This is a genomic window from Bradyrhizobium sp. USDA 3256 (genome assembly GCF_054058275.1).
In genome coordinates this window covers 5,208,829-5,221,259 of the sequence record NZ_JBSSAE010000002.1, presented here as the reverse complement: position 1 = coordinate 5,221,259, position 12,431 = coordinate 5,208,829, and the positions used below count along the sequence as shown (strand labels likewise).

Below are 12,431 nucleotides of genomic sequence, written 5' to 3'. Positions count from 1 at the left end.
ATCGCATCGCTAGATGCGATCCGGTCTGGCGTAGCCGTCAGTTCGACTTCACCAGCGGACAGCCGCCCTTGTCGAGCGGACGGAACGCCTCGTCGCCGGGCACGGTGGCGATCAGCTTGTAGAGGTCCCACTCGCCCTTGGATTCCTCGGGCTTCTTGACCTCGAACAGATACATGTCGTGCACCATGCGGCCGTCAATCCGGATATGGCCGTTCTTGGCGAAGAAGTCGTTGACCGGCGTGGCGCGCATCTGGGCCATCACCTTCGGCGCCTCGTCGGTGCCGATGGCCTCGATCGCCTTCAGGTAATGCATGGTCGCCGAATAGAGGCCGGCCTGGATCATGGTCGGCATATGGCCGACCTTCTCGTTGAAGCGCTTCGAGAAGGCGCGGGTCTCGTCGTTCATGTCCCAGTAGAAGGCGTCGGTGACGATCAGGCCCTGGGTGGCCTTGATGCCGAGCGAATGCGTGTCCGTGATCTCCTGCAGCAGCGCGATCATCTTCTGGCCGCCTTGGGTCAGGCCGAACTCGGAAGCCTGCTTCAGCGCGTTGGTGGTGTCGCCGCCGGCATTCGCTAGCGCAACGACCTTGGCCTTGGAGGCCTGCGCCTGCAGCAGGAAGGACGAGAAGTCCGACGAGTTGAGCGGATGACGCACGTCGCCCAGCACCTTGCCGCCGCTCTCCTTGACGACATTGGCGGCATCGCGCTCCAGCGCCATGCCGAAGGCGTAGTCGGCGGTGACGAAGAACCAGGTGTCCTCGCCGCGCTTGACCATCGCCTTGCCGGCGACGTTCGACAGCGCGTAGGTGTCATAGGTCCAGTGCACCGTGTTGGGCGAGCAGGCGGTGCCGGTGATATCGGAGGAGCCGCCGCCGGAATTGATGTTGATCCTGTTCTTCTCGCGCGTCAGCGCCGAGATCGGCAATGCGACCGACGAGGTCGGCACGTCCAGGATCGCGTCGACCTTGTCGTTGTCGTACCAGTTGCGCGCGATGTTGACGCCGACGTCGGGCTTGTTCTGGTGATCGGCTGCGATCACCTGCACCGGCTTGCCTTTTACCTTGCCGCCGTAATCGGCGACCGCCATCTCGACGGCGGCGACCGAGCCCTTGCCGGTGGCGTCCGCATAGAGGCTCGACATGTCGGTGAGCACGCCGATCTTGACGACATCGTCGGAGATCTGGGCGTTCGCCGCGGTCGCTGAGACCGCGAGCGCGAGGCCGGCCGCCGCTGCGGCCAAGAGTGTTTTCATCGTGTTTTTCTCCCTGACTTTTTCGTTGAGGGTTGCTTCCACCGGGGCGTTCTAGCCGCTGCGGCAAGCTGTCGCAAAGACGACTTTTTGAGCATGGGCAGGGGCGGATGGAACGCGCGAGCGGAGGGCCTTGTTACCTCGCCCCGCTTGCGGGGAGAGGTCGGATTGCGCGGCAATCCGGGTGAGGAGGCACAGGTCTCGCTGCGCCGGTCAGAGCGCCGGTAACGCGGTGACGGCGGCCTTGATGGTGCCGTCGGTTTCCACGATCACCCGCAACGTCTTGGAATCGAAGTCGATCCCGGCCAGCCGGATGCTGTTGACCTCGGCGTCGACGCGGATGCCTTCCTCGTTCTTCTGCAGGTCGGCGATGGCGGCGGCGACCTTGCGCTGCGCGTTGGTCGCGAATGGCTTCAGGTCGACCACCAGCCGGTCGTTGAGGGTCTGCTGCATGTGCGGGATCGCCGCGCGCGCGGCGGCGCCGAGCAGGCCGAACGCGGCCTCGGATTCCACCGCCAGCTCGACGTCGGTCAGCCGCAGCGTCTGCGACGGCTGGTCGAGCCGCGGCCGGCCCCAGATGTGCACGGTCGCCTCGGCGCCCAGCCCGAACCAGCTGGCCTTTTCCTTGGCGTGCACCAGGAGTGAGATCAGAAGCCGGTCGCCGGAGGCGGCGATGCTCGCGCTCTTGACGGTCACGTCGACCGGACCGGAGCCGTCCTCGGGGAAGGTCTTGCCCTTGAGCTGCGCCTCGACCAGCTGGCTCAGCGTGGTGAAGGACAGGTCGACCGGCAGGCCGATCGCGACCTGGCTCGCCATCGGCGGCACGATCGAGAGTTTTTCGGGGAACGGGCAGTTCGGGGTGGTCTGTGCCTCCGTGATCCGCGTTTCGGCCTCGATCCCCATCGTCAGGATCAGCGAGGACGCATCGACCTTCGGCTGCGCGGCGATCGCGCGGGTCGGTCGCAGCTCGAGCCACATCGGCGGCATCGAGGTGGTGCCGCCGGTGCCTTGCAGCGGGATCGAGCGGCAGGCCTTGGCCCATTGCGCGCGAGCATTGTTCTGGAACACCGGGTCGTTGTGCAATCGGGCCTCGACCACGGCAATCTGGTCGGCGACCGCCTTGTCGATGACAGGCTTGACCTGGGCCGGCACGCTGATGCGGACGCCGGCCGTCGACAGGCTGGTGTCGCCGAGATTGACCTGTGCCTGCAGGTTCGGCTCGATCCGCCAGGATGCGCCGAGCTTCGGGCGCGCGGTGAGGGTGACGTTGCCCTTGATCTCGGCGTTGGCGTTGATGTTCTTGATGTTCACGGCGCCGATCTGCTTGGCGACGTTGCCGCCGAGCAGGCTGCCGAGCGCGTCGTTGACCGCGCCGGTTGCCTTGGCGGACAACGCGCCGGTGACCTTGAGCGTGCCGTTGATCGGGGTGGTCAGCGTCAGCACGTCCTGCGCGCCGGTGGCCGCGATCGGCCCGCGCGATGCGGTCCAGCCGATGTCGGCATTTTGCAGGATTTGCTGGACCGGGTTGTCGGCCTTGCCGCCGAAGGTCTTCGGCGCGCCGCGTTCGGCGGCGTCGCGGATCGCCGACAGCGCGACCGAGACCTGCGCCACGATCGTCGAGGAACGCGGCGCCTGCGGCAGCGGCGGCAGCTCTGCGAGCTTCGGCTTCTGCACGGTGACGCTCGGCGCGAGCCAGTCCATTGCCTTGAGGCTGATCACGAACGAGACCAGCACCATCGCGATCCCGAGCGCTATCGTCCTTGGATGCATCGGTAGACGCATCATTCCCCCGGATGAAAAACAACTTGACGGGTTGTACAGGCCCCCCGACGAGGGCGCCAGTGTGGCGGGATCAAGCTGCTTCAGGGGCGATGGCGTTAAGGTTTATGAACGCGGCAACGGCTCCGGCACGAAGTGCCGGAGCCGTTGCCGCGGACGCCTTTGTTAAGGATGCCTTGGAAGGGCGGGAGTTAGCGGACGGCCGAGCCGAGATCGGCGCGGCGGTCGGTCATCGGCAGCACGATCACCTTGGTGCCGACGCTGACCCGCGAATAGAGGTCGGAGACATCTTCATTGGTCAGGCGCAGACAACCGGAGGACACGCGGGTGCCGATCGTCTCCGGCGCGTTGGTGCCGTGGATGCGGTAGATGGTGCCGCCGAGATACATGGCGCGGGCGCCGAGCGGATTGCCGGGGCCGCCGGCCATATGGCGCGGCAGATAGGGCTGGCGGGCGATCATTTCCGGCGGCGGCGTCCAATCCGGCCATTCCGCCTTCTTGGTGATGGTCTGGGTGCCCGACCAGGTGAAGCCGTCGCGGCCGATGCCGATGCCGTAGCGCATGGCCTGGCCGTTGCCGAGCACGAGATAGAGATAGGTGTGCGGGGTGTCGATGATGATGGTGCCGGGCGCCTCGCGCGTCGGATAGGCGACGACCTGGCGGCGCAGGCGGGCGGGCAACTCGACCGAGCGGTCTTCCTCCTGCACCTGCGGCATCGACTGCACCGGCGGCTGCACCGTCTGGGTCGGCGGCGTCAGGATGAAGGGGAACATCGGCAGCGGTGCGGCCGCGGCGGAATCCGCGAAAGCGACGGTGCCAATCGCCAGCGCGCCGAAGGCGGCGGCAGCGAGACGCGAGTTCAGCTTGATGGAATTGAACATTGTCGACCCCTGTTGTTTGCGCCCTGCGCGCCAGTTCCGGCGCGTCGTTGGGTCAAAGCAGTACAGGCGAGGCGTTTCAGGACGTTTGCACGAAATCGCCAAAATGGTTTCGTGCCGTTAGGGAATTGTTTCGTGCGTGTTTCGTCGCACGGTTAAAGCCGGGTTGCCGGGAAGGGGGTGTCCCGCCGCAAGACAGTCTTCCTGGCACGGTGCTTGCTGTCCCAGCGCATTGTTTCGGAATGGAGTGGAAATGATGCTGGGGCACACGATCGGCAGCATGCTGGATCGGCAGAAGGGCTTCGGCCCCGGGTTCGATTTTCTCCGCATTGCACTGGCGATTTCGGTCGTCGCCGCCCACGCGCCCTATGTCGCGAGCGGCAGTGGCGACGGCGAGCAGGCGTGGATCTCCTGGTTTCCGCATTACGCCATTCTCGTGATGTTTTTCGCGCTGAGCGGCTTTCTGATCGCGGCGAGCGGGCTGCGGCTCTCCCTGAAGGAATTTCTCACCAATCGCGGCATGCGGATCATTCCGGCGCTTGCGGTCGAGATCGTGCTGTCGGCACTGATCCTCGGGCCGATCTTCACCGCGCTGCCGCTGTCGGACTATTTCACCAACTTCGGCACCTACAAATACTTCACCAACATCATCGGCCTCGTGAACTACGTCCTGCCCGGCGTGTTCAGCGGCAATCCCGCGCCGGAGGTCAACAGCTCGCTGTGGACGGTGCCGTTCGAATATGGCTGCTACGCGCTGATGACGGTATTCATCCTGTTCGGCCTGTTGCGCAGGCCGCCGCTCATCGTGCTCGGTGCGCTCGTGCTGGTCGGCATCGGCCTTGCGCTCGCACTCACCGGGCATAGCGCGCCATCGTCGCAACTGCCCGCCGGGGTCGCCGGCACGCTGCATGACAGGATCTTCAGCACGGCGCCGTTCCTCGGACGCGGCGCGAAGCTGCCGGTCGCGCTCATGCTCGGCATCGCGATCTATCTCTATCGTGACCGCATTCCCTACCACGGATGGCTTCTCGCCGCGTGCTGCGCGCTCTGCGCGAGCGCCGCGCTGCTTGGTCCGGCGGACTGGATGAGCCAGCCGGTGCTCAATCTGCTGATCGCCCCGGCGCTGGTCTATACCACCGCCTATCTCGGCGTCTCGAAGCTGCCGCGGCTGCCGCTGATCTCGCGCGGCGACTATTCCTACGGCATCTATCTCTACGGCTTTCCGGTGCAGCAGGTGGTGCGGGTATGGCTGCCGCACGCGCCCGTGATCGTTCAGTTCGCGATCGCGCTGCTGCTGATCACGCTGTTCGCCGCGTTCTCCTGGCACTGGATCGAGAAGCCGATCCTGAAACTGCGCAGCCGCTTCTCCTTCGTGGCGCGCGAGCGCCTTGCGCCCGACGATGCGGCCGCGCCGCGCCAGGACATTGCGTCTCTTGCCGTTGCCGCCAGCGCTGTCCGCAGCAGGCAATCCTCCTGACGAGGAGCCAGCACTTTCGCTGTTCAGGAGCCGAGATATCCGGCCGATCCGTCCCACAGCAGCTTGGCGGCGGTGATGACCAGAATGGCGTAGCAGGCACGGTACAGCGCGCGCTGGTCGAGACGTTCGTGCAGCCGCCATCCGGCCCAGACGCCGACCGGTACCGCCGGCACGCAAAGCGCCATCAGCATCCACAGGCTGCGCGACGGCGTGGCGAGCACGAGCCACGGGCCGGCCTTCAAGAAGTTGCCGACCGTGAAGAACAGGCTGGTGGTGCCGGCGTAGAGCGTCTTCGACATGCCGAGCGGCAGCAGATAGATCGCAAGCGGCGGCCCGCCCGAATGGGCCACCATCGTGGTGACGCCGGAGGACAGGCCGGCGAACGTCGCCTTGAATGTCGAGCGCGGACGCGGCTTGATCTCGCCGCCGCCGAGAAACCACAGCGCGGCGAACACCAGCGTCACCACGCCCATCACGATCTCGACGGCATGCCGGTCGAGATCGCGCAGCACGAAATAGCCGAGGCCGATGCCGACGACGAGCGCCGGCAACAGCATCGCGAGATCGATGCGCGACCACGTGCTCGGGCGCCAGAATCGCAGCGCGGTGACGTCCATGACGACGAACAACGGTGCCAGCAGCGCGCCCGCCGCGATCGGGTCCATCGCCAGCGACAGCAGCGGGATGCCGACGATGGCAAATCCGCCGCCGAACGTGCCCTTCATGAAGGCGATCAGGAAGACGCCGGCGAAGGCAACCGCGAGCACGAAAGGCCCGGGCAGGTCAGCGACGATGGACGTGATCATGGTGTCGTGCGAAGCGTTGTGGTCGTACTCAACATGGCCACGCGCGCCTGCACGCGCAATCCAAACATTGCTCTCGGTGCACATTGCTCTCGGTGCAATTCGGCGTGCACGCGGCCTAGCCGGCGCGCATCCGCGGCAGGCCCGGCTTGTCGCCGTTGATCACGGCGCGGCGGTCGGAGACGGCGTGATGGAATTGCTCGAGCGTCAGCCCGATCACCGAGAGGTCGCCTTCCTCGATCGCGCCGTCGTCGTAGCAGTCGAGCGCCTCGCGCAACAGGGCATCCGCGTCGCCCTGCATGGCCGCGAGCTGTTCCGGCGTCTCGGCGCCGCGCACCTGCGAGATCAGCGTCAGCAGATTGTCGCGATGGGTGATGTAGTGCTCGCGCTCGTCGCGCTTCACGTAGTGGCGCAGCCAGGCGCCCGCGGAGCCAAGGCCGGAGAGCAGCAGGATGCCGCCCCAGATGTAGTCGGAGTATTTTTCGAGGAAGGTGCGCTCGGTGCCGTCGATATAGGCGGCCGCGCCCTGATGCGCCGGCAGCGCGGCGTCCTTGTCGGTGTCGGGCTTCTCGATCTTTGCCGCCGCCGGCAGATCGCGCGCGACCTGGAGGCGCAGCGTGAACAGCTGCCGGTCGAGCGCGCCGACGGTCGCCTCGCTCAGCGCATGTTGCGCGATGATGAGGTGATTGACGCTGACGGTCTCAACCTTGTCCTCGGGCCGCGCCGGCGACGACGAGAAGATGCTGCCGGCGATCTCCTCGGACTCATAGCGCGGATGCTTTTGCGCGATTGCCTCCGAGACATCGATCGGGAGGAAGACCGGCTCGCCGCGCGCCGCCGCCGTTGCCGTAATCGCTTCCGCCGTCACCTTGCTGTCGAGCGGGCCGACGGTCATGTAGGCATCGAGCGAGGGATCGCGCGCGAGGTCGGCGATCTTGTTGACGGCGAACTGGCTGACCGCGACCTTGTCGGGGTTGACGCCGGACTCGGTCAGGATCACGCGCAGCAGCGTGACATTGGCCTGGGTGCTGCCGACCACGCCGACCTTGTGGCCGGCGAGGTCGTCGATGCTCTTGATCTTCGCGGACCGCCGCTTGCCCTTGGCGCCCGAGGGCGCCCACAGCACGACGACATTCTTGCGCAGGATCGCAACCGACTCGGCGCTCGCGGGCAGATCGAGGTCGCCGCGCACCACCGCGAGGTCGACCTTGTTCGCCGTGAACAGTGCGATGCTCTCGGCGGAGCCCTGCGTCGTGACCGGCTTCAGCCGCACCGAGCTGCCGTCGTGCGTAAAGACCTGGGCGAAGCCCTGGATCAGCTTGACGTCCTCGCTGCCGGTCGGGCCGACCGCGATCGCGAGCGTCACCGGACGCAGCGCGTAATACAGCGCGCCGGCGGCGAGGCCGAACACAAGCATGCCGGCCGCAAGGATCAGCAGCGACGAGTTTCGTCTCCTGAGCCTGCGGCGCTTGGCGCCGGGATTTTCACTCTGCTCTGACATCTAGCTGTCACGTTACACGAAAAACCGGCTGTTTGCCGTGAAAAACAACCTAACATTTCGATGACGTCATACGTTTGAAACATCCATGTCAGAACGTCGTGCGAGCAGAATCAAGATTAACGATTTGGATCTCCTGCAATGCGCATACTCGTTGCGACCGATGCCTGGCATCCGCAAGTCAACGGCGTGGTCCGGACGCTGACGTCGCTTGCGCGCAGCGCAGCCGGGCTGGGCGCCGAGATCGAATTCCTCACTCCCGACGGTTTCCGCTCGGTCGGCGTGCCAACCTATCCGGGCCTGCGCGTGGCGCTGCCGAACCGCCGCGAGATCGCGCGCCGGATCGAGGAGGCTGCGCCCGAGGCGATCCACATCGCGACCGAAGGGCCGATCGGCTGGGCGGTGCGCGGCTATTGCCAGCGCAACAAGCTCGCCTTCACCACATCCTATACAACGCGCTTCCCGGAATATGTTTCGGTTCGTACCGGCATTCCCGACAGCGTCGGCTATGCGGTGCTGCGCCACTTCCACGCCGCCGGGTCGATGACGATGGTCGCGACCGACTCGCTGCGCAGCGAGCTCGCCGAGCGCGGCTTCCGCAGGCTGGGCTTCTGGACCCGCGGCGTCGACACCAGGATATTCAATCCGGACCAGCCGGCTGTGCTCGATCTGCCGCGGCCGATCTTCATGACCATGGGCCGCGTCGCGGTGGAGAAGAATCTCGACGCCTTCCTGTCGCTGGACCTGCCGGGCTCCAAGGTCGTGGTCGGCGACGGCCCGCAAAGGGCGGCATTGGAACAGAAATATCCCGACGCGATTTTCCTTGGCGAGAAGAAGGGGCAGGATTTGACCTCGCACCTCGCCGCCGCCGACGTCTTCGTGTTCCCGAGCCTGACCGACACCTTCGGCGTCGTGCAGCTCGAGGCTCTGGCCTGCGGCACGCCGGTCGCGGCATTCCCGGTCACCGGCCCGAAGGACGTCATCGCCAACCATCCGATCGGCGCGATCGACAACGACCTGCGCAGCGCCTGCCTGCGCGCGCTGACGATGTCGCGCGCGGACTGCCGCAATTTTGCGTTGGAGCGTTCCTGGGAAAACAGTGCGCGTCAGTTCATCGGCAATCTGGCCACGTTGCAGCCGAGCCGCGCGCCGCGGCCCGCCCGTCGCGTTGCCGGCCGCAGCGCGGTTCCGAATTAACAGCTCAATCGAACGAGAGACGAGAGACGATCTATGGCTGAAATCATCAAGCTGGGTGCCGACCGTTCCATGGACTTCGACCGCGAGACGGTCGAGCAGGCCTATGACCGCTGGGCGCCGATCTACGACCTCGTGTTTGGCGGTGTGTTCAGCAAGGGCCGGCAGGCCGCGATCCAGGCCACCAACAAGATCGGCGGCCGGGTGCTCGAGGTCGGTGTCGGCACCGGCATCTCGCTGCCGCTCTATAGCCAGAACGTCCGCATCTTCGGCACCGACATCTCGGAAGCGATGCTGGAGAAGGCCAAGAAGCGGGTCGCGGAGCGGGGTCTGAAGAATGTCGAGGGCCTCGCGGTGATGGACGCCGAGAAGCTGGAATTCCCCGACAACTCGTTCGACGTGGTGATGGCGCAGTACGTGCTGTCGGCGGTGCCGAACCCGGAAGCCGCGCTCGACGAGTTCGCCCGCGTGGTGCGTCCGGGCGGCGAACTGATCATCCTGACCCGCGTCAGCGCCGATGCCGGCGTGCGCCGCTTCATCGAGCAGAAGCTTCAGCCGGTGGTGCGCCCGCTCGGGTTCCGGACCGCCGAATTCGCCTGGTCGCGCTACACCAAATGGCTCGCGGGCGCGCGCGGCATGGAGCTCGCGGAGCGTCGCCTGATTCCGCCGCTCGGCCACTTCTCGCTGGTCCGCTTCCGCAAGGCGGATGTCGCCAAAGCCGCCTGAGGCGGCCCGGCCGGGCGGCCCGGCCCGCCGCACCTCCCCGGGTAAGGTAGCGCACAGCGCACCCCAAGCCGGGAGGCTACGATCTCCTTCGCCTGATCCCCGCAGATTTCGTTGGGATGAGGCGAGACCCTGCTCCGGTTGCGTCAAGGCGTCGCTCCGCATTGTCATATGTCATTATGATGATGTCACACGCGATACATCGAATCCCTGTAAATCCTGTTCCGAAAGATGTTGGGGGAACCAATGATCAAGAATTTCCTGCAAGAGCTGCGTACCCAGCGTTGGGATGACCATCGCTTCTACCATCACAGCCGGATCAACCAGAGCCTGCACTTCGTCAGCGCGCTGAGCTTCCTGTTCGCCTATGTGATGCTGTTCTTCGATCCGGTCGTGTCGGCGCTGGTCGGCTGGCTGGTCTCGATGACCTCGCGTCAGGCCGGTCACTTCTTCTTCGAGCCGAAGGGCTACGACCACGTCAACCAGGCGACCCACGAGCACAAGGAAGACATCAAGGTCGGCTACAATCTGCAGCGCAAGGTCGTGCTGATGGCGATCTGGGCGCTGTCGCCGATGGTGCTGTACTTCGACCCGACGCTGTTCGGCCTGTTCAAGCCCTGGGTCACGATGGGCGACTTCACCCGCCAGGTGGCCAAGATCTGGCTCGTGGTCGGCGTCGGCGGCCTCTTGTTCCGCACCGTCCATTTGTTCTTCATCCGCGACGTCGAGACCGGCCTCGTCTGGATGACCAAGATCATCACCGACCCCTTCAACGACCTGAAGCTGTATCACAAGGCGCCGCTGTTCCTGATGAAGGGCGAACTGATCGATCCGGGTCTCGAAAAGCACGTCAAGCACGCCTGATCGTTGCTCCCAGCGTCTTCAAACTGCGTCATGCCCGGGCTCGTCCCGGGCATCTACGTTCTTAGGACCACAGCGGATACTTTCTCGTTGAGCCTTTTTGATCCCACGCGCACTTTACCTCGCCCCGCATGCGGGAAGAGCTCGGATCGCGTCAGCGATCCGGGTGAGGGGGGCTCACCGCGAGTCCGTCCATTTCCGATTTTGTGGATGCAGCCCCTCACCCCAGCCCTCTCCCCGCAAGAGCGGGGCGAGGGGGCGGAGGAACAGCGCCAGCCCTCAGCGGCCGAACCTCACGGCGACCATCTCCTTCAGGATCTGCCGCTTGATGTACTTGTTGGTGAGACCGGCCTTGTGCCACCACCAGCCGTCGCGCTTCATCTTCTCGGCTGCCGCGACGAAGCGGTCGCTGACCTCGGCGAAGTCGGCGTCGGTGTAGTTGAGGGTGAAGATCAGGCGGCCGGTGCCGACCCAGCTCAGCGCCAGTCCCTCGGCCCGCAGATAGTATTGCAGCATCCAGTTGTAGCGGGACGGCTCGGTGTAATAGACGGTCCAGATCGACGAGATGTTGCCGACCCGAACCGGAAGGCTGGCGGCTTTGAGCCGGTCGTTGAGCGCCTTGGCACGGCCGTTCCAGGTCTCGTCCAGCCCGTTGTAGATCGAGCGGAAGTTCGGGCTGGCAAGCCGGCTCAGGAACTCGTCCATCGCCGTCATCACATAGGGATGCGAGTTGAAGGTGCCGCGGGCGAAGCAGATGTCGGCCGGGCGGTCGTCGCGGAAGCGCCGCATCAAATCCTTGCGGCCGCACACCACGCCGACCGGAAGCCCGCCGGCCAGGCTCTTGCCGTAGGTCGCCATGTCGGCCTTGACGCCGAAATATTCCTGGGCGCCGCCGGCGGCGAGGCGGAAGCCGACGAACACCTCGTCGAAGATCAGGACGATGCCGCGTTCGGTGCACACCTCGCGCAGCTTCTTCAGCCATTCGGTGTAGGCCGCGCGGTCGTATCTGGAGGAACGCGAGGAGTCGACCAGCGCGGAATCGCCGGGCGCGTTGGAATTCGGATGCAGCGCCTGCAGCGGGTTGACCAGCACGCAGGCGATGTCGTTGCGCGTCCGCAGCACGTGCAGCGTCTTCTCCGACATGTCGGCGAGCGTGAAGGTCTCGTGCGGCGACACCGGATTGCCGACGCCGGGCTGCACGTCGCCCCACCAGCCGTGATAGGCGCCGGCGAAACGCACGAGGCGCTTCCGCTTGGTGTGGTAGCGCGCGAGCCGCACCGCCTGCATCACGGCCTCGGTGCCGGACATATGGAACGAGACCTCATCAAGGCCGGACAGCTCGCACAGCCGTTTGACGTTGTCGGCAATGATCGGGTGGTAGGGGCCGAGCACGGGGCCGAGCGCGTGGGCGCGCTTCTCACCCTCGGCGATGCACTCCTTATAGAAGTCGTTGCCGAAGATGTTGACACCGTAGGAGCCGGTCAGGTCGTAGAACACATTGCCGTCGACGTCGGTGACGGTGACGCCGCTGGAGGCCTCGACGAAGGCCGAGGTGCCGAGATGTTCGCGCACCAGGCGGCTGTACTGGAACGGCACGCGGTAGGTTTCGGTGAACTGCAGATCGGAGATGCGCTCCGTCACCTCGGCGGTCAGCGCGCGGCCCTTGGGGTAGCGATCCCCGTAGAGGCCGGCGAGGCGGAAGAAGCCGTCCTGGCGCTGCATCGCGACGTCCTTCGGCGCACCGTCGGAGCGGAAGAAGTCGTCGATGTCGAATTCGTAGTGCGGGACCATCCGCGCAACCATCTTGGACATTTTGGAATGTCCGGTCAGCGAGCGGTGCTTGGCGCGCGACAGCGCGATGCGGGCCTGAATTTTGGGGAAGGCTGCGGCGGCGCCGGCAAGCGCGGCGGCGGACAGCGAGAGAATCGGAAGGGATGTTTCCATGACAGAAGCGCTAGCCTCAGCACCT

General features: G+C 65.5%; 10 protein-coding genes. 4 read left to right on the top strand and 6 right to left on the bottom strand.

Annotated elements, in window-relative coordinates; all coding sequences use genetic code 11:
- Positions 1–37: 37 nt before the first annotated feature.
- The 3 genes from ACVWY5_RS26640 to ACVWY5_RS26630 form a co-directional block, all read right to left on the bottom strand.
- The gene (locus tag ACVWY5_RS26640; protein ID WP_028332595.1) at positions 38–1,252 is read right to left on the bottom strand and encodes an ABC transporter substrate-binding protein; all 1,215 of its coding nucleotides are present in this window, start codon (positions 1,250–1,252) and stop codon (positions 38–40) included.
- A gap of 210 nt (positions 1,253–1,462) precedes the next feature.
- On the bottom strand, positions 1,463–3,031 hold the full coding sequence (locus tag ACVWY5_RS26635; RefSeq protein WP_028332594.1) for a DUF4403 family protein: 1,569 nt from the start codon (positions 3,029–3,031) through the stop codon (positions 1,463–1,465).
- Between the two features lie 188 nt (positions 3,032–3,219).
- Positions 3,220–3,909: a L,D-transpeptidase gene (locus tag ACVWY5_RS26630; protein ID WP_028332593.1), complete on the bottom strand. Its 690-nt coding sequence runs from the start codon at positions 3,907–3,909 to the stop codon at positions 3,220–3,222.
- Between the two features lie 250 nt (positions 3,910–4,159).
- Between ACVWY5_RS26630 and ACVWY5_RS26625 the strand changes: the two genes are divergently transcribed.
- The gene (locus ACVWY5_RS26625) at positions 4,160–5,383 is read left to right on the top strand and encodes an acyltransferase family protein (RefSeq protein ID WP_028332592.1); all 1,224 of its coding nucleotides are present in this window, start codon (positions 4,160–4,162) and stop codon (positions 5,381–5,383) included.
- Between the two features lie 23 nt (positions 5,384–5,406).
- On the opposite strand, the gene ACVWY5_RS26620 is transcribed toward ACVWY5_RS26625, so the two are convergent.
- Together ACVWY5_RS26620 and ACVWY5_RS26615 are read right to left on the bottom strand one after the other, a co-directional pair.
- The gene (locus ACVWY5_RS26620; RefSeq protein ID WP_028332591.1) at positions 5,407–6,189 is read right to left on the bottom strand and encodes a sulfite exporter TauE/SafE family protein; all 783 of its coding nucleotides are present in this window, start codon (positions 6,187–6,189) and stop codon (positions 5,407–5,409) included.
- Between the two features lie 115 nt (positions 6,190–6,304).
- Positions 6,305–7,687, bottom strand: coding sequence for a TAXI family TRAP transporter solute-binding subunit (locus tag ACVWY5_RS26615; protein ID WP_028332590.1), 1,383 nt, complete (start codon positions 7,685–7,687; stop codon positions 6,305–6,307).
- Positions 7,688–7,825: 138 nt separating this feature from the next.
- On the opposite strand from ACVWY5_RS26615, the gene ACVWY5_RS26610 reads away from it, so the two are divergent.
- The 3 genes from ACVWY5_RS26610 (at position 7,826) to ACVWY5_RS26600 (ending at position 10,465) form a co-directional block, all read left to right on the top strand.
- A complete protein-coding gene (locus ACVWY5_RS26610; RefSeq protein WP_028332589.1) occupies positions 7,826–8,881 on the top strand; it encodes a glycosyltransferase family 4 protein in 1,056 nt (351 codons plus the stop codon).
- Between the two features lie 33 nt (positions 8,882–8,914).
- The gene (locus tag ACVWY5_RS26605) at positions 8,915–9,604 is read left to right on the top strand and encodes a class I SAM-dependent methyltransferase (protein ID WP_028332588.1); all 690 of its coding nucleotides are present in this window, start codon (positions 8,915–8,917) and stop codon (positions 9,602–9,604) included.
- 243 nt (positions 9,605–9,847) lie between these two features.
- Positions 9,848–10,465, top strand: a complete 618-nt coding sequence (locus ACVWY5_RS26600) for a hypothetical protein (protein ID WP_028332587.1) — start codon at positions 9,848–9,850, stop codon at positions 10,463–10,465.
- Positions 10,466–10,741: 276 nt separating this feature from the next.
- On the opposite strand, the gene ACVWY5_RS26595 is transcribed toward ACVWY5_RS26600, so the two are convergent.
- Positions 10,742–12,406 (bottom strand): aminotransferase class III-fold pyridoxal phosphate-dependent enzyme, encoded by a 1,665-nt coding sequence (locus ACVWY5_RS26595; protein WP_028332586.1) that lies wholly within the window; start codon positions 12,404–12,406, stop codon positions 10,742–10,744.
- Positions 12,407–12,431: the final 25 nt, after the last annotated feature.